The 16,780-nt window shown below is 62.4% G+C and carries 14 protein-coding genes and 1 tRNA gene; 4 read left to right on the top strand and 11 right to left on the bottom strand.

Features of this window, described 5'->3' with window-relative positions; genetic code table 11:
* Window positions 1-3: 3 nt before the first annotated feature.
* The 8 genes from A4A58_RS07000 to A4A58_RS06965 form a co-directional block, all read right to left on the bottom strand.
* Window positions 4-1,434: a caspase family protein gene (locus A4A58_RS07000; protein WP_068730760.1), complete on the bottom strand. Its 1,431-nt coding sequence runs from the start codon at window positions 1,432-1,434 to the stop codon at window positions 4-6.
* Window positions 1,435-1,562: 128 nt separating this feature from the next.
* Window positions 1,563-2,441, bottom strand: a complete 879-nt coding sequence (locus A4A58_RS06995; RefSeq protein WP_068730759.1) for a DMT family transporter — start codon at window positions 2,439-2,441, stop codon at window positions 1,563-1,565.
* 222 nt (window positions 2,442-2,663) lie between these two features.
* Complete coding sequence (locus tag A4A58_RS06990) at window positions 2,664-3,158, bottom strand: hypothetical protein (RefSeq protein WP_244499690.1); 495 nt, start codon at window positions 3,156-3,158, stop codon at window positions 2,664-2,666.
* A gap of 25 nt (window positions 3,159-3,183) precedes the next feature.
* Complete coding sequence (locus A4A58_RS06985; protein ID WP_068730757.1) at window positions 3,184-3,543, bottom strand: hypothetical protein; 360 nt, start codon at window positions 3,541-3,543, stop codon at window positions 3,184-3,186.
* 190 nt (window positions 3,544-3,733) lie between these two features.
* Window positions 3,734-4,321 (bottom strand): formyltransferase family protein, encoded by a 588-nt coding sequence (locus A4A58_RS06980; protein ID WP_068730756.1) that lies wholly within the window; start codon window positions 4,319-4,321, stop codon window positions 3,734-3,736.
* A 73-nt stretch (window positions 4,322-4,394) separates the two neighbouring features.
* Window positions 4,395-4,469, bottom strand: a tRNA-Lys gene (locus A4A58_RS06975).
* Between the two features lie 191 nt (window positions 4,470-4,660).
* Window positions 4,661-7,330, bottom strand: coding sequence for a glycosyltransferase (locus tag A4A58_RS06970; RefSeq protein WP_068730755.1), 2,670 nt, complete (start codon window positions 7,328-7,330; stop codon window positions 4,661-4,663).
* A gap of 199 nt (window positions 7,331-7,529) precedes the next feature.
* Window positions 7,530-8,105: a beta-1-3, beta-1-6-glucan biosynthesis protein gene (locus A4A58_RS06965; RefSeq protein WP_068730754.1), complete on the bottom strand. Its 576-nt coding sequence runs from the start codon at window positions 8,103-8,105 to the stop codon at window positions 7,530-7,532.
* Window positions 8,106-8,325: 220 nt separating this feature from the next.
* On the opposite strand from A4A58_RS06965, the gene A4A58_RS06960 reads away from it, so the two are divergent.
* Window positions 8,326-9,975 carry a beta-(1-6) glucans synthase gene (locus A4A58_RS06960; RefSeq protein ID WP_068730753.1) on the top strand — a complete coding sequence of 550 codons (1,650 nt, stop codon included), beginning with the start codon at window positions 8,326-8,328 and terminating at the stop codon, window positions 9,973-9,975.
* Here A4A58_RS06960 and A4A58_RS06955 read toward each other — a convergent pair.
* Together A4A58_RS06955 and A4A58_RS06950 are read right to left on the bottom strand one after the other, a co-directional pair.
* Window positions 9,935-10,315, bottom strand: coding sequence for a hypothetical protein (locus A4A58_RS06955; protein WP_068730752.1), 381 nt, complete (start codon window positions 10,313-10,315; stop codon window positions 9,935-9,937). The genes A4A58_RS06960 and A4A58_RS06955 overlap by 41 nt on opposite strands.
* 122 nt (window positions 10,316-10,437) lie before the next feature.
* Window positions 10,438-11,670, bottom strand: a complete 1,233-nt coding sequence (locus tag A4A58_RS06950) for a hypothetical protein (RefSeq protein WP_068730751.1) — start codon at window positions 11,668-11,670, stop codon at window positions 10,438-10,440.
* Window positions 11,671-11,842: 172 nt separating this feature from the next.
* Here A4A58_RS06950 and glmU point away from each other — a divergent pair, with 172 nt between their 5' ends.
* The gene (gene glmU, locus A4A58_RS06945) at window positions 11,843-13,195 is read left to right on the top strand and encodes a bifunctional UDP-N-acetylglucosamine diphosphorylase/glucosamine-1-phosphate N-acetyltransferase GlmU (protein WP_068730750.1); all 1,353 of its coding nucleotides are present in this window, start codon (window positions 11,843-11,845) and stop codon (window positions 13,193-13,195) included.
* A 38-nt stretch (window positions 13,196-13,233) separates the two neighbouring features.
* Here the strand turns inward: glmU and A4A58_RS30755 are convergent, their stop codons facing one another.
* Window positions 13,234-13,383 carry a hypothetical protein gene (locus tag A4A58_RS30755; RefSeq protein ID WP_158005661.1) on the bottom strand — a complete coding sequence of 50 codons (150 nt, stop codon included), beginning with the start codon at window positions 13,381-13,383 and terminating at the stop codon, window positions 13,234-13,236.
* A 265-nt stretch (window positions 13,384-13,648) separates the two neighbouring features.
* Between A4A58_RS30755 and glmS the strand changes: the two genes are divergently transcribed.
* The gene (gene glmS, locus A4A58_RS06940) at window positions 13,649-15,475 is read left to right on the top strand and encodes a glutamine--fructose-6-phosphate transaminase (isomerizing) (protein ID WP_068730749.1); all 1,827 of its coding nucleotides are present in this window, start codon (window positions 13,649-13,651) and stop codon (window positions 15,473-15,475) included.
* Between the two features lie 153 nt (window positions 15,476-15,628).
* On the top strand, window positions 15,629-16,399 hold the full coding sequence (locus tag A4A58_RS06935) for a DUF502 domain-containing protein (RefSeq protein WP_068730942.1): 771 nt from the start codon (window positions 15,629-15,631) through the stop codon (window positions 16,397-16,399).
* Window positions 16,400-16,780 lie beyond the last annotated feature (381 nt).

The raw sequence follows: 16,780 nt of genomic DNA, 5'->3' as shown, positions 1-16,780 counted from the left end.
GGGCTAGCGGTTAAGGAAGCCGCCAACGACACCGCCGATGAACCGGCCGGGACCTGCGGGATCGATGGCCGGGGCGGGCGCGGGCACGGCCTGGCGCCGGACAACGGGCGCTTCCTCATAGGTCTGCTGTTGCACCTGGCGGCGCACCGGCTTCGGTGCGGGTGCCGGTTCCTCCTTCAGCGCGACGACCTCGGTGAGTAGTGCGGCATGCTGCGCCTTGTTGAGATAGCCCGACGTCGGGTAACCGCGTGCCGCCTGCCACCGCGTGATCACGCCACGGGTCCCGGCATCGAAGCTGCCGGTCGCCTGGGTGTCGAAGCCAAGGCCGTTGAGGCGGCGCTGCACGTCGCGGCGCTTGACCTTGTCGAGGCCGATCTTGTCCTCGGTGAGCTGGTTGGCTTCCTCGGTAAATACGGCCTTGTCCACGCCCGGCGCAGCGGTACGCGGCGCCGTCGCGGCTTCCTGTAGCGCGGCGATACGGGCGAGGGCGAGCGGCTTGAACTGGCCGTTCGGATACATCGAGATGTAGGCGTTCAGTTCCTCCGGCCGGTTGGAGTCCTTGATCGAGCGCCAGAACTCAAGCTCGACATCGGAGCCGGCGGTGGCCGCCGCGGGCATGGTGGCGGTGGGGCTGGCCGCGGCAACGGCGACCTGCGCCTGCGCGTCCGGATTGAGATAGACTGCGCCGATCAGATTGGTGTGGCCCCAGGGCAGCTGGCCTTTGTTGGTTTCGTCCTGCACCTGTGCGCGCACTTTCGTCATCGCCTGTTGGATCTCGGCGCCGGGCGTGGTGATGTTGTTGAGCAGCGCGCGGGTAAACGGGCTGTTGCTTCCACTTTTGCCGTCGAGGGCGGTCTGGCCGGGGCTGGTGGCGAATGCGATCAGCGTGCCTTCGCCGGATTTCATCTCCGCAAGGCCGGACGACACCGCGACGCTGCGCGTGGCAGATCCGCTGGAGCGGATCTTGGCGGCAAACGGATTGTCGCGGCAGGCATCGAGGAATACCAGCTTCACCTTGGCATCGCCCATGGTCTGGTCGAGGGTGGTCTCGACATTGATGGCTGCGCCGAGCTTGACGTCCATCTCCGACTTCAGATTGGCATCGATCGGCAAAAGGTAGTTGATGTTGTTCACCGAGATACCGTGGCCGGCATAGAAGAACACCGCGACATCGGCGCCTTGCGCCTTGCGGCCGAAGTCGAGCAGCTTTTCGGTCATGCCGTCGCGCGTCAGGTTCGATCCTTCGATGACGTCGAAGCCGACATTGCGCAGCGCGCTCGCCATCGCCTTCGCGTCGATCGGCGGGTTCGGCAACGGATCGACATTCTTGTAGCTGCCATTGCCAACGACGAAAGCGACGCGCTTGTCGGCGAGCGCTGCATCCGCGCTGAACAGGATGGACAGCGCAGACAGGGCAAAAGCGAAATGGCGCACGATACGATCTCCCCACGAATCCGGTCATTCGACCATCGGCATGGAGGTAAGGTATCAAGTGCCGTCGCGCGCTAAAATGTCGGGACGCGCACTCGGAGAATAAAATCGAAAAAGGGGAACCCGATGCGTCAGGCCGCCGCACGCACCGGCGGTCGATCGGTACTGAGCAGGTTCAGCGTGTTGCCGGCGAGAATGAGAGCTGCGCCGAGCAGTGTGAACATGTCGAGCCGTTCAGAGTATAGTAACCATCCGATGGTGGCACTGAGTGGTACGCGCAGAAAGTCCATCGGCACGACCACCGTCGCATCGGCATAGAGCATCGCGCGCGCCATGCAGAAGTGGGAAAACGTGCCGCAGAAGGCGACCACGACAAGCCAGCCCCAGACATAGGCCGATGGCCACTGCCAGGAGTATAGCGCGGGGAAAACGCCGGCCACCGACTGCACCACGATCATCCAGAAGATGATCTTCAGCGCGCTGTCCGTGCGCGTCAGCGACTTGATCAATGTGATCGAGATGCCGAAGCCGAACGCGGCAGCCAGCGCGATCAGCTGGCCGGGATTGACGACGCCGGTGGTCGGGCGAACGATAACGATGACGCCGATCAGGCCGAGCACGATGGCGACGATCTTCCAGAGCGTCATGCGCTCGCCGAGAAAGAATGCCGCCATGATCGCGATCCAGATCGGCATGGTGAACTCGATCGAGACGAGCTGGCTGAGGGGAATGAGCGTGAGTGCGTAGAACCAGCCGAGCTGCGCGCCGTAATGCACGAGGTTGCGCGACACATGTGCCAGCGGCCGTGAGGTCTTCATGGCGCGAAAGCCGCCGTTGAAATACAGGATCGGCAACAGCATGACGAAGCCGAAGACGGATCGGATCTCCATCACCTGAAAGACATTGAGTTCGCGCAGCGTCTCGCGACCGCCAATGGCGACGAACAGCATCAGAAGCAGCCAGCCGGACATCCACAGCGCGGCGCGGGCCTTCGACGGGGGGCGATCCATAATCCCTGAGAACCAGTTTCTTGCGCTGCGATGATTCACGCAGCGGTGTCAGCCTTACGGACAGGCTCTATCGGCGACATCGCCGGGCTTTGCAACGGACGAATCCGGTGGGGCTGCGTTGCGAGAGATCGTGCGGACGCTCTCAGGCAGAGGACATACAGGCAAAACAAAACCCCGGCTGTTTGAAACAACCGGGGTTCGAATTCCAAACGAGCGGAACGATCAGCTGCGGCTGAGCGAAATGCTGGCGCCCCTGAACTGGCCTTCGGAGGTGATCGAGACTTGCTGCTTGTTGCCGGTCGTCGTCAGGATCAGCTTCGCGCTGAAGGCTGGCGAGGAAACGTCAACATTGAACTTGCCGGCGGTTGCCCGGCCCTCGAGTGACCCTGTCACGCCGCGAGTCGTCTCAGCCCAGCTGCCAGACAGCTCGCCGCCCCTGGCCTTCACATCGCTCTTCAGCTCGAACTTGTAGCTGTCGCTGGCGCAGAGCAGAGACTGGTTCAGCCCCGCGCCATCACCGCTCACGGCATAGGTCGCCTTGCAGCGAATACGCTCCTTGGAGCCGTCCTCGAGCGAGATCGTCCCGTTACCCGACCATACACCGGCCATACCGGCGAACGGCGCTGACTGGGCATATGCCGCCGCAGACGTCAGACCTAACGCCGCGCAGAGCACCGCGGTCCGAACGAGCGAACGCGGAGAGGTCGAGGTAGGCATCATGGGGAGCATTCCTGGTTGGGGATTACTGACGCGAAGCTTCCCACCGACCGCTGCAGGGGACGCCGCCTGAGGCGCCGTTCCACTTGCCCGACCCGGTGTTGCCGGACAGCTGGCCGTTGGCGAAAGCAGGTCCGATCGACACGCGGACGGTGCCTTCGCGGCCAACCTTGCCATTGACGTCGGCGCCGGGCGCAGTGATGCGGCCTTCGGTGACGGTCAACGGATAGCGAGCCGTCGGCTCGCAGCTACCGGTCTTGGTAACGATGGTCACATTCCAGAGCCCGTCATAGGCATTGTCGGCTGCGAACGAAGGAGCCGAAATCAACGCTGCGCTGGCAATTAGCGAAACTGACAAAGCGGAACGGATGCGGTCAAAACGCATTGAATCAAATCCTCGATGTTGTGATGGCCACCTTATTGGGGGGTAATGTGTCCAAAATTTGCTGCGTTGCCGCATAGACCCAAAACAACTCATGGGACGCAAGCCGCGAAAGGCGATTTGGTTCCCTTTATCGACAGATTTGGTTGATTTGGGCGGGTTCCGGTGCCTTTTTAACCAGTTTTGGAGGCTTCTAGGCCAGTTTTGGCGCATTGGTTGCGAATTGCTCGTCCTGGTAGGTTGCGGGCAAACGCTTGTGGACAGTCGCGAAGTCCACGACCTCGCCGAGCAGCTTGAGGCCCAGCGGCGCCAACGCGCGCTCCCAAAGTTCGCGAGCGGTTTCGCCTTTTTTCACGAAGCACCATTCCTGCGCGGCGATGGCGCCACCGTCCATGACATCGGCAAGGTGATAGATGGTGCCGCCGGCGATCGGATCGCCTTCCTTGATGGTCCATTCCACGGCAGCGATGCCACGGTGACGGGGCAACAGTGACGGATGGTAGCCAATGCCGCCAAGGCTGGCTGCGGCGAGCGCATCCTTGCCGATGCGGGCGTGGCTGTGCGCCGTGATGATCAGCTCGGTGCCCTCGGCGATCTCGGAGGCCACGACGAGCTTCGGATTGGCCTGGATTGTCACCGGGATGCCGGCAGCCTTGGCGGCTGCGGCGAGACGGTCCTCGGCATCTGCAACCACCACGGACGCGATCTCGACGTTGTGGGTCTTCAGCATATCGAGGGTCGTGACGCCGAAGTGTTTGGAGCCGACGAGGGTAATCCGCATGTTCGATTGTCCGGTGTTCAGAGGCTGAGGATGGTATGAAAACCGGAAGTTCCGGCGTGGCTCATTGCGGTGATGGTGGGCGGGATGGGGGTCGAACCCATGACCAGTCGATTAAAAGTCGAATGCTCTACCACTGAGCTACCCGCCCTAAAGTGCCGTATTGACGAAGCTGAACGGAAGAAACCGACCCTTGCGGGGCGCGGTGAGGCCGGTCAGCCACGGCCGCGATGGCGCCCGCAATGCAGCGTATCGCGTGACCGGCTGTGTAAAAGGCGGGTCCGCCGGGGTCAAGGGCGGGGTCCGATGTTATGGACATGAACCGCGCCCCATTGGCGTGGTTCAGCTCGCTTCGCGCTGGGCGTCGGGGTGGGACACGTCGATCGGCGGCATCGCCACCGGGCGCAGGCCGATCAGCTCGGCCGTGCGTACCGTCGTGTTGCGCCACCACTGGAAGTCATTGGCGCGCGAATTCTCCAGGATGGCAATCATCACCGCCGACAGGAACGGCAGGCTCTGCAGCACCAGCACGCCGGCGAAGATGTAGATCTCGGTGACCTGCTTGGAGTTGTTGGAGAACACCAGCACGCCGCAACTGATCAGCAGAAGTACACCGATCACGGCTTCCCAGAAGGCCTGGAATTCAATCGACATGGTCGACTTGCCGCCCTTGGAGGTCACGGTGAAGGGCAGGTGATCCTTGATCAGGCCATCGGCGACGGCGCGCGACACCGTCCACTGCACCGACATGGCGGCGATCATTGCGCCCAGCATCTGCCACAGGCCGATCTTCACGCGCAGCCGGTACAAGACGATGAAGTGCGCCAGCGAGATCACGAAGGAGGCGATGATCGGCAGCGTCAGGATATTGTCGGGGATTGAGATATCGGCGAAGGCGATGATCGGCACCCAGATGATGTTGAGGATCGCCACCACGACGCCAAGGCTCTCCGCACCGAGCCAGTTCAGCCAGCCCATGCCGAATTCGCGCTTCTGGTCCTGGGTCATCCGGCTCGCGCCCGGCATGAAGCGGCGCCAGTGCTTCTTGATAATCTGGAAGCCGCCATAGGCCCAGCGATGACGCTGTTTCTTGAAGGCCTCATAGGTGTCCGGCAGCACGCCGTAGCCGTAACGCTCCTTCGTGTAATGCGTTAGCCAGCCATGCTGCATGATGGCGAGGCCGAGATCCGAGTCCTCGCAGATGGTGTCGCCGGCCCAGCCGCCCGCCATGTCCATCGCGGAGCGACGGATCAGGCACATGGTGCCATGGACGATGATCGCATTGGCCTCGTTGCGCTGGACCATGCCGATATCGAAGAATCCGGCATATTCGCCGTTCATGATGTAGTGCATCAGTGAACGGTCGCCGTCGCGGTGGTCCTGCGGCGCCTGCACGAGGCCGACGCGCGGGTCGTTGAAGGCCGGGACAAGATCCTTCAGCCAGTTCGGCTCCACCACATAGTCGGCGTCGATGATGCCGATCACCTCGGCATCCGCCGCGGTGCGATCCATGGCGATGCGCAGGGCGCCGGCTTTGAAGCCCTCGACCTTCTCCGCATTGATGAAGATGAAGCGTTCGCCGAGCATGCGGCAATGATCCTGGATCGGCTGCCAATAGGCCGGATCCGGCGTGTTGTTGATGATCACCACGCATTCGAAATTCGGATAGTCGAGCCGGGCGACTGCGTCCAACGTCAGCTTCAGCATGTCCGGCTGTTCGCGATAGGCTGGAATGTGGATCGACACCTTCGGATATTTCTGCTCGGCGTCTGCAGCGGCCCGCAGCTTTTCGCTACGTTCGGCTGTCAGCAGCCGCAATGGTTTCCGGCCGAAGGCAATGGCCGCGATCTCCTCGATGCGCGCCAATGCGATCAGGAGCAGCGGGATCAGCAGGATGCAGCCGAGTGTGAGGGCGAAGGCCGATCCCCAGACAAAATAGTGGGTCTGCTGATAAGCGAAGATGGTTGCCGCCCAGGCGCCAACGGCATTGGCCGCGGTCGAGAGCACGAGCGCCTGCAGCGCCGTTGCGCCAACGATCTGCAGGATCGGCAGCGACAGGAGAATTCCAACCAGAAGTGCGATGCTCGCGTTCTTCCAGTGGTCCGGATTCACGATCGGGCCGGTCCAGGGGAATTTCGGTTCACGCGACGCATTGAGAACGCCCCAATAGGGACCGACGCCGCCCTCGAAGAACTTCCATGGCTGATCGATGGCTTCGACGATATTGTAGTCCATGCCGATCGCTTCAGCACGGGTCACGAAGTTGCGCAGCACCACGGCCTGCCTGAACGGGCCCGGTATGGCGTTGCGCAGATTGTAGCCTTCGCTCGGCCAGCCGAATTCGGCGATCACGATGCGCTTGCCGGGGAAGGTCTCGCGCAGCACGCCGTAGAGGTGGACAGCCTGGTCGACCGCCTGCGCATCGGTGAAGTTTTCCCAATAGGGCAGGATGTGCGCGGCGATGAAATCCACCGACGAGGCGAGCTGCGGATTGTCGCGCCAGATATTCCAGATTTCACCGGTCGTGACAGGAACCGTGACCTGGCGCTTTACCCGGCGGATATATTCGACGAGGTCCTCGAGCTTGAGTTCATCGCGATACAGCGTTTCGTTGCCGACCACGATGCCGATGACATTCGGGTTCTTTTTCGCCAGCTCAACGGCGGAGGCAATTTCACGCTCGTTGCGATCCGCGTTCTTGTCGATCCAGGCGCCGACGGTGACCTTGAGGCCGAACTCGTTGGCGATGGCGGGCACCATTTCCACACCGCCGGTCGACGAATACAGACGGATGGCACGGGTGATGGTCGACAGCTTCTTGAGGTCGGCGCGAATCTTCTCGACGGTCGGAATGTTGTCCACGTCGGGATGCGCCGTGCCCTCGAACGGCGCATAGGAGAGGCTGGGAATCATGCCCTTGAAATCGGGAGCTTCCTGCTTCTCGCGCAATACGCCCCATAGGGCGGCATGAACGGCGGTCACGAACAATAAAACGGCGACGACAGCGCGCATCGCAACTGAACCATAACGGGGCGAGCGTGGCCGGGAAGCGGACCCGTCCCCGAGGTCCGACCAGTACAACGGTAACGGAGACTATATCCGCCACACGAATTAACAACTCATACGCTGCCGTGGCCTTTTGAGGGCGGCAGCTTATTCAAGCACGATTATGCGCCGCCAGCTGAATGCCGCCTGAACGGTGCGCGCCACATTACTTCGGCGCTTCAGCAGGCGGTTTGGCGTCCGGCTGCGGAGCGGCCGCCGGCGCTGCGCCGCCACCGGCAGGCGCAGGTGTTGCCGGCTGGCTCAGCGCGGCAGGCTGCGGCTGCGCATTCGGATTGATCCAGCAGCCATGGACACGGCTGTTGAGACTGTCCGCAATTTTCGGATCGATCAGCGGGCCGAATTTGACCAGGCAGCGGAACGTTGCCTGCACATGACCGCCGGGGCAGCCGAATCGGTCGTAGAGATCGAGGTGACGGAACGCGGTGTCGAGATCGTCGCGCCACATCAGCACCACGACGCGGCGGCCAAGCCAGACACACTCAGGATTGCCGGCAGGACCATTGATGGCCTGAGTTGCCTCGACGAATTCGTCGGATTTCTTCTGGCTTTCTCGGGCAACGTCGGCAGGCGTCACGGGCGCATTTGCCGCAGGTTTCTGATCCTGCGCGCGAACCGCGCCGCTCTGGGCGATAGCGCCGCCTGCGCAGAGCAACAGGGCAAGTCCTGGGACGGCGAGACAACGCATAACCGCAGATTGGAACCGGAACACCAGTCGACGCATAAAGTCCCCGATAAGTTGGCTGCCAGGCCGTTCTGACGCCCTCGCCAGATGCCGCTCAAATGGGTCTCCAATACGGAGGCGACCACGGTTGAATCCCATGACGGACATTTTGAATTTTTGCAAGCAACCCCGGAAGTTTGTCTGATTTTCGCGGCGTGTCGGGCCGACAAGTCTGTGATTGCCGGTATGACGCACTTGGCAGATCGGCGGTGACGGGCTAATCGACGGGCGTCTCTGGAGGACGGAACCGATTTCCACCCGCACGCCGCTGGCGCTTCTCATCCTTTCCCTTGGTACGATCGCAGCGGTTTGGTGGTGGCTGGCCACGCCCGTCACGCTGGTGCGCGCGCCGATTGATCCCGCCGCCAAACTGGAATGCGTCTCCTATGCGCCGTTCCGTGGTGAGCAGACGCCGCTGAACTCGACCGCCATCATTCCCGCGGGCCAGATTGCCCAGGACATGGCGCAACTGGCGCAGATCACCAAATGCGTGCGGACCTATTCCATCGACAACGGCCTCGATCAGGTGCCGGAACTGGCCGGCAAGGTCGGGTTGAAGGTCATTCAGGGCGTCTGGCTCGGTAGCAACCGGCTGAAGAACCTGGCGCAGATCGCTGGCGTCGTGGACCTCACCAAGCGGTTTCCGAACGTGATCAGCAGCGTGGTCGTCGGCAACGAGGTGCTGCTGCGCGGCGAAATGACAGCCGCCGATCTCGTCGGCAACATTCGGTCGGTGAAGGCGCAGGTCGGCAAGATCCCGGTGACCTATGCCGATGTCTGGGAATTCTGGCTGAAGAATCGCGAACTCTATGACGCGGTCGACTTCGTCACGATTCACATCCTGCCATATTGGGAAGACTTCCCGATTCGCGCGAAGAGCGCCGCTGCCCATGTGGACTCGATTCGCAAGCGCGTTGCCGTGGCGTTTCCATCCAAGGAAATCCTGATCGGCGAAACAGGTTGGCCGAGCGCCGGGCGGATGCGTGATGGCGCGTTGCCGTCGCGCACCAACCAGGCACGGGTCGTATCCGAAATCCTCGATCTGGCCAAACGCGAGGGATTCCGCGTCAATCTGATCGAAGCCTATGACCAGCCGTGGAAGCGCGACCTTGAAGGTACAGTCGGCGGCTATTGGGGCCTGATCTACGATCAGCCGCGCGAATTGAAGTATCCACCGGGCGTTCCGATTACCAATTATCCGTCATGGAAGCTGCAGATGGGGCTCGGCATGGGCCTGAGCTTCCTGGTTTTCGTGACGGGCATGTTGACGCTTCGTCGACGGCCATGGTCGCCGCGACTGTCGGCCTGGCCGACCGTTGCCGTATCGGCCACGGTGGCCGGCATCCTGCTGGGCGTTGCTGCAGACAAGTTGATCTATGAAAGCTATGGCGTCGGCCGCTGGATCCAGTGGAGCGCGCTGCTGGCTGCCGGTGTCGCGTCGCCGCTGCTGTGCGCCTATGCGACGATGTCCGGCCGCTCGCTGCCGACCTTCCTCCAACTCGTCGGGCCGAGCCGGTTCCTGACCCGCTCGGTATCGACGGTGCTGCTCGGACTGACCCTGGCTGTGGCGGCGCTGATCGGCGCCGAGACCGCACTCGGTTTTGTGTTCGATCCGCGCTACCGCGATTTCCCATTCGCGGCGCTGACCATGGCGGTGGTGCCGTTCGCCGGACTGATGGCCGTCAACCGTCCGCAGGAAGGTGTGCGGCCGATCGCCGAGTCGGTGTTCGCCGGACTGCTCGTGCTGTCGGCCCTGTATATCGGCTTCAACGAAGGGCCGGATAACTGGCAGTCGCTGTGGACCTGCGCGATCTATCTGCTGTTCGGCATCACGCTGTGGCGGGCGCGGGCCGTGCAAAGCCCAGAATAAGCAGACCGATTGCGATGCCCGACAGGGCGACATTGTAGAGCACGATCCCGAAACCGGCCGCGATCAGTGCGACGGTGATCAGCACGATCGATGGCCGCAGCAGATTCAGCGTCGCAATGACGATCGCGGCGATTCCGAACACCGAATTCTTGAACAGATAGGTCATCACCAGCCGGCTCTTGCACAGGGTGCTCTGCAGGCCGGCGTCGCAGGCGAGCGCTGTCGTCGACAATTCGATGGCGAGATAGCGCAGATAAATGGCGTAGCCGACAGACAGGAAGCCGACGATGAGAAGCCATTGCACCTGACGGGCGGTGAGCTTGAACGGATCTTTTTTCATGCGGAAACCATGGTTCAAAACGCGGCGCGGAACAACCCGGCATGCGGTCGCGGTGAGAGATCGGACCTAGATAACACTTTAGCCGCGCGCGCCAAGAGATTGAAAATCTGATCTTTTGGTCCTTAACGCAGACCCAGGAACGAAGTCAGCGACGATTGCGGCTTCGGCGGTGCAACTTCTTCAGCGGGCTTAGGCGGCGGCGCCTGTTCGGTGCGCTCCTGTGGCTTGGGGGCGGCGCGCTTGCGTGGCGCCGGCCTGGCGTGCGCAGGCGCAGCTTCCGCGGGCGCCGCCTCGGCCTTCAGGGCAAGGCGCTGACCCTCGAAGATCGATGTCTCGCAGGGCCGGCTGCTCTCGGTCAGCGTGGCACAGATCTTTGCGGCCGCAGCGGCATCGATGAGCGGGCCGGCGACAAGACGCAATTGCATACCGAGTCCGGTCGGGCGTTCCTTCACCATCATGATCGGGCGCAGTCCATTCAGCGCGCGAGACTTGGACATGCCGCGCCAGATCGCGCGCAGGCCGTCCACCGAATTGGCGCCGCCGATATCGACGCCGAACTCAGTCCGGGCGACTGGCGTCGCAACGGCCTCGACGACTGCAGGGGCGGGCTCGGCCACAGTAGCAGGTTGAACTGATGCAGTGATCTCCGGGGCCGCCGGAGAAGGTTCAACGGCAGGCGCCGGTTCGCTCAATTTGGCGGCCGCAGCATCGGGCGGTGCCGTCATCGATTTCCATGCAACGAGCGGCGCAGAGGCTGGTGGATTGATTGTCGATGAAGCCGCCGCTTGTGCCGGTTTGGCGAGCGTCGTTTCGGCAGGCGGCGTGATGGCGGCCACGGGACCGATGACCGGCGTCGACGGAATGCTCGGAAGCTCTGCCGCCGGCTTTGGCTCGGTGGCTGCAGGCGGGGCAATGACCTGCGGCGCTGGTGCCGGCGTCATTGTGGCGGCTGTCGGTGCCGGAATGGTCTGGCGCTTGATCGATCCGGTGACCGAATCCAGTCCCTGTTCGACCGAGGTGACGCGGGCATAGAGCCGGTCGCGATCACTGTTGAGCGTCTCAATGGCCAGCGTCAGGCGGCGGGCCTCGACCTGGGTTTCCTTGGCAACGAGCTGGATCTGCTGCGACTGCCGCGCAAATGTCTCTGATGTCGCGACCTGATCGCGGCGCAACTGAACCTGCGACTGGCTTGCCAGAGTGGCGATCACCACCGCGCCCACCGCGGCAACGCCCCAGGAGCCCAGACGCCACATCATGCGGCGGTCGATCTTGTCTTCCTCAGCCAGAAATCCCGTCAGCCAGCCGCTATGCTCGGCTGAGAGAGTATCGGCCCACTTGTCGTGCTTATCCGCCATTCGACGTCTGCGTCGCCCCATCGCCCCTGCGAATCACAGTCCAACATTATCAGGAAACCGGCGGGAACCTGAGGTTGTCGGGCCACACGGCGCACTAAACCGGGTTTCCGGATTTGCCCAAAACGCTTTAAGACGGCCGCGGCGCATAAGCGCCGCCATAACGGGGATTCGGATGACGGGCAGAACCAGCCTCACCATCGTGCTCGCGGCCGGCGAGGGAACGCGGATGCGGTCTTCGACGCCGAAAGTGCTGCATCAGGTCGCCAGCCAGTCGCTGCTGGGCCATGTGCTCGCGGCGGCGCCGCATGGCGCAGGCTCTGCACTGGCCGTCGTTGTTGGTCCCGATCGTCAGGACGTGGCAGATGAAGCCAGGCGGGTGCGGCCCGATGCCGCAACATTCGTTCAACGCGAGCGTCTCGGCACCGCCCATGCCGTGCTGGCGGCAAAGGACGCCATTGCGAAAGGCGCGGACGATCTGCTGATCGCCTTTGGTGACACGCCGCTGATTTCAGCCGAGACGTTCGAGCGTTTGCGTGCGCCCTTGAAGGCAGGCGCTGCACTAACCGTGCTCGGTTTTCGTGCGGCCGATCCGACCGGCTATGGCCGGCTCCTGGTCGAAGATGATCAACTGGTCGCAATCCGTGAACATGCGGATGCCACACTGGCTGAACGTGAGGTGGATCTCTGCAATGCCGGAGTGATGGCATTCGCCGGCAAGACCGCGCTCACAATCATCGAGCAGATCGGCACGTCCAACAGCAAGGGCGAATACTATCTCACTGACGCCGTCGAGATCGTGCGCAGCATGGGCTTGCGGGCGAGTGTGATCGAGACGAGTGAGGATGAAGTCCGCGGCATCAACACCAAGGCACAGCTCGCGGAAGCCGAAGCGATCATGCAGGCGCGACTGCGCAAGGCCGCGCTGGATGCCGGCGTGACCATCGTCGCACCGGAGACCGTGCATCTTGCGGCCGATACGACGTTCGGCAACGACGTCACGATCGAGCAGTATGTGGTGATCGGGCCCGGCGTCAGTATCGCTGACGGCGCTGTTATTCACGCCTTCTCGCACATCGTGCAGGCGGCCATCGGCAAGAAGGCCTCGATCGGTCCTTACGCACGTATCCGGCCGGGAACGTCGGTCGGCGAGGGGGCGCGCATTGGCAACTTCGTTGAAGCCAAAGCGGCCATTCTGGAAGCGGGCGTGAAGGTCAACCACCTGACCTATGTCGGCGACACGCATATCGGTGCCGGCGCCAATATCGGCGCGGGCACCATCACCTGCAATTACGATGGTTTCAACAAGCACAAGACGATCATCGGTGCCGGTGCCTTTGTCGGTTCGAATTCGTCGCTGGTCGCGCCGGTGAAGATCGGTGCCGGCGCTTACATCGGTTCGGGCTCAGTGATCACCCGCGACGTGCCGGACGATGCGCTTGCGGTAGAGCGCAACGAGGTGTCGATGAAGGAAGGCTGGGGCAAGCGTTTCCGCGACAAGAACGCGGCGAACAAGAAGCCGAAGTGAGTACGAGCGCCCGCGAGGGCAGGCAGGCGTTTATGAAATCAGGACGCCGGTCCTTTGAGGTGCCAACCACGGCGGATCGGGCGCTTGGCGACAATTTCTTCCTGCGGCGTATGGGGCTCCGCGACATGCGGTTTCACCGCAATATCACGCTGCGGCGGCGGCCAATGCGCCAGTTTGCTCTGTGACATCTCGACATGTCGCAGCCGTGACCCGGCGATCGATCGGGGGGCTCTCGGGTCTCGCTCCTCCCACATGGACGTCTACTCCAGTCAGGCGTAGATGCTTCCGCAAACACGTTGATGGTTTGTTAAACGCGTCGCGCAAAATGCCCCTACAACCGCGGTAACTTGTCTCAATCGGCAATAATTATTGAGTAACAGTCGATTTGCGATTCTCGCTAAGAGAGTTCCAGTATTTCTGGGCAATTTGATACCACTTGGAGAGATACACCGCATGTGCGGCATCGTGGGAATTTTGGGACGCGGTCCGGTTGCTGACCAGATCGTGGACTCGCTGAAGCGCCTCGAATATCGCGGCTACGATTCTGCCGGCGTTGCCACGCTGGAAGGCGCGCATATCGATCGCCGCCGCGCCGAAGGCAAGCTGAAGAATCTCGAAGCCAAGCTCGGCAAGTCGCCGCTGGCAGGTCATATCGGCATTGGTCACACGCGCTGGGCGACGCATGGCAAGCCGACCGAAGCCAATGCGCATCCGCACGCCGCCGAAGGCGTCGCGGTCGTGCATAACGGCATCATCGAGAATTTCCGCGAATTGCGTCTCGAACTCGAAAAGAGCGGTGCCAAATTCGCCAGCGAGACCGACACCGAAGTCGTCGCGCACCTCGTCAGTTTCTATCTGCAGAAGGGCGCATCGCCGGTCGATGCCGTGAAGCAAGCGCTGCCGCGGCTCAGGGGCGCGTTCGCATTGGCTTTCGTGTTCAAGGATCACGACAACCTGATGATCGGCGCCCGCAAAGGCTCGCCGCTCGCGGTCGGCTATGGTGACGGCGAAATGTATCTCGGCTCCGACGCAATTGCGCTGGCGCCGTTCACGGACAACATCAGCTATCTCGAGGACGGCGACTGGGTGGTGCTGACCCGCAAGGGCGCCGAAATTCACGATGAGCAGGGCGCTGTCGTAAAGCGCGACGTGATGAAATCCGGCGCATCGTCCTTCATGGTCGACAAGGCGAATTATCGCCACTTCATGGCCAAGGAAATTCACGAGCAGCCGGAAGTCGTCGGTCACACGCTGACGCGTTATGTCGATATGGCTACCGAGCGCGTTGCGCTGCCGATGAAGTTGCCGTTCGACTTCAAGGACATTCAGCGCATTTCGATCACCGCTTGCGGCACGGCGAGCTATGCCGGTTTTGTCGCTAAATACTGGTTCGAACGCTTCGCGCGCGTGCCGGTCGAGGTCGATGTGGCTTCTGAATTCCGCTATCGCGAAGCCCCGGTGCGCAAGGGCGATCTGGCGATTTTCATCTCGCAGTCCGGCGAGACGGCCGATACGCTGGCAGCGCTGCGTTACGCCAAAGAGCAAGGCATGCACACGCTCGCTGTCGTCAACGTCACGACCTCGACCATTGCACGCGAGAGCGAGACTGTGATGCCGACGCTGGCCGGTCCCGAAATAGGCGTGGCCTCGACCAAGGCTTTCACCTGCCAGCTGATGGCGCTGGCGACGCTTGCAATCGCGGCCGGCAAGGCACGCGGCGAGCTGTCCGACGCCGACGAAGCCAGGCTGGTCCATGGTCTCGTCAAAATCCCCCGCCTGATGACCGATGCGCTGACGCACGAAGCTGCGATCGAGAAGCTGGCGCGCGACATCGCCAAGTCGAAGGACGTGCTCTATCTCGGCCGTGGCACCAGCTATCCGCTGGCGCTGGAGGGCGCGCTGAAGCTGAAGGAAATCTCCTACATCCACGCCGAGGGTTACGCTGCCGGCGAACTCAAGCACGGCCCGATCGCGCTGATCGACGAGACCATGCCGGTGGTCGTCATCGCGCCTTATGACCGGGTGTTCGAAAAGACAGTGTCGAACATGCAGGAGGTCGCAGCGCGCGGTGGCAACATCATTCTGATGACCGACGCCAAGGGCGCCGAGGAGGCCACCGTGGACTCCATGGTGACCATTGTGATGCCGGACATGGACGCGGCGTTCACGCCATTGGTCTATGCGATCCCGGTGCAGTTGCTCGCCTATCACACGGCCGTGGTGATGGGCACTGACGTCGACCAGCCGCGTAATCTGGCGAAGTCGGTCACGGTGGAGTAGGCTGGCGAGGCTGCAAGATTGTCGCAGGTGGCCGGTTTGGCCGCCTGGCTCCGCACAAGTGGCTTCCCCCGCACTGGCGAAATCCTGCTAGGATACCCATAAGGACTGACGGCGCGGTTTCGCGCGCCGCGCCAGATGGATTTGAAAACGCTGATGGAACGCCCCGATTTGCCGTTGACCCCGCCCGCTGGCGACCCGCCGTCCGAGGCGCCGCGCGGCTTCATGGCCCGGATTCGCAACTATTTCCTCACCGGTCTGATCGTTGCCGGTCCGGTCGCGATTACCTTTTACCTGACCTGGTGGTTCGTCACCTGGGTCGATGCCATCGTACGGCCGCTGGTACCGGAGGCCTATCGACCCGAGCAGTACCTGCCTTACGGCATTCCGGGCTCCGGCTTGATCGTCGCTTTCGTGGCGCTGACCCTGCTGGGTTTCCTCACCGCCAATCTGATCGGCCGCTCCCTGGTCGATCTCGGCGAGAACCTGCTCGGCCGCATGCCGGTGGTGCGCGCGATCTATCGCGGGCTGAAGCAGGTGTTCGAGACGCTGTTCTCAGGTTCGGGATCGAGTTTCCGTAAAGTCGGTCTCGTCGAGTTTCCGTCGCCGGGCATGTGGTCGATCGTGCTGATCTCGCAGCCGCCAAGCACCGAAGTAGCGAAGAGCCTGCCGGGGCAGGAGGAGCACATCTCGGTGTTCCTGCCCTGCGCACCTAATCCGACGACGGGATTCTTTTTCTATGTGCCGAAGAGCAAGATCATCGACATCGACATGTCCGCCGAGGATGCCGCGACGCTGATCATGTCAGCGGGCGTCGTGCAGCCGGGTTCAGATTCGCAGAAGAAGATCGCGGCTTTGGCCGAGATGGCGAATGCCGCGCGGGTAGCGAGTACGCCCGCGGCGAAGCAGCCAGCACAGGTGGATTAGGTCGTAAAGCTTTCTTTCCCTCCCTCAAGCGGCGAAGTCGCGCAGTGGGGAGGGTGGCGCGACGCGAGCTCTTGCGAGCGACGTGACGGGTGGGGTCGCGCAACACGCGAGAGCATTGCTTGTGCCACCCCACCCCGGCCTCCACTTCGTCGATGCTACGCATCGTCTCGTTCGGCCGACCCTCCCCACTGCGCAGCTTCGCTGCTTGAGGGAGGGAGACTTCTGGCGCTTGGGCGCCATCGCTGATGTGAATGTCAAACAGCCACTGCTCTTCAGACATGCGTCATCGCCCCCATTGTTTGCGGCGCGGGGGCGCCGTCGTCGCTTGCATTCCTAGCCCCTTGTGAGAGGGCGTGCGGAACGCCAGGTGCCCGTTGCACC

This window comes from Tardiphaga robiniae, from assembly GCF_001618955.1.
Taxonomy (GTDB): Bacteria; Pseudomonadota; Alphaproteobacteria; order Rhizobiales; family Xanthobacteraceae; genus Tardiphaga; species Tardiphaga robiniae_A.
This window is presented reverse-complemented; position numbering and strand designations above follow the sequence as displayed.

Excerpts from the sequence above, each read along its gene's own strand:
- A4A58_RS06980 (WP_068730756.1), bottom strand. The coding sequence starts at position 4,321 with ATGCGGATTACCCTCGTCGGCTCCAAACACTTCGGCGTCACGACCCTC.
- glmU (WP_068730750.1), top strand. The coding sequence starts at position 11,843 with ATGACGGGCAGAACCAGCCTCACCATCGTGCTCGCGGCCGGCGAGGGA.
- A4A58_RS30755 (WP_158005661.1), bottom strand. The coding sequence starts at position 13,383 with ATGTCACAGAGCAAACTGGCGCATTGGCCGCCGCCGCAGCGTGATATT.
- A4A58_RS06955 (WP_068730752.1), bottom strand. The coding sequence starts at position 10,315 with ATGAAAAAAGATCCGTTCAAGCTCACCGCCCGTCAGGTGCAATGGCTT.
- A4A58_RS06970 (WP_068730755.1), bottom strand. The coding sequence starts at position 7,330 with ATGCGCGCTGTCGTCGCCGTTTTATTGTTCGTGACCGCCGTTCATGCC.
- A4A58_RS06965 (WP_068730754.1), bottom strand. The coding sequence starts at position 8,105 with ATGCGTCGACTGGTGTTCCGGTTCCAATCTGCGGTTATGCGTTGTCTC.
- A4A58_RS06985 (WP_068730757.1), bottom strand. The coding sequence starts at position 3,543 with ATGCGTTTTGACCGCATCCGTTCCGCTTTGTCAGTTTCGCTAATTGCC.
- A4A58_RS06995 (WP_068730759.1), bottom strand. The coding sequence starts at position 2,441 with ATGGATCGCCCCCCGTCGAAGGCCCGCGCCGCGCTGTGGATGTCCGGC.
- glmS (WP_068730749.1), top strand. The coding sequence starts at position 13,649 with ATGTGCGGCATCGTGGGAATTTTGGGACGCGGTCCGGTTGCTGACCAG.
- A4A58_RS06950 (WP_068730751.1), bottom strand. The coding sequence starts at position 11,670 with ATGGCGGATAAGCACGACAAGTGGGCCGATACTCTCTCAGCCGAGCAT.
- A4A58_RS06990 (WP_244499690.1), bottom strand. The coding sequence starts at position 3,158 with ATGCCTACCTCGACCTCTCCGCGTTCGCTCGTTCGGACCGCGGTGCTC.
- A4A58_RS06935 (WP_068730942.1), top strand. The coding sequence starts at position 15,629 with ATGGAACGCCCCGATTTGCCGTTGACCCCGCCCGCTGGCGACCCGCCG.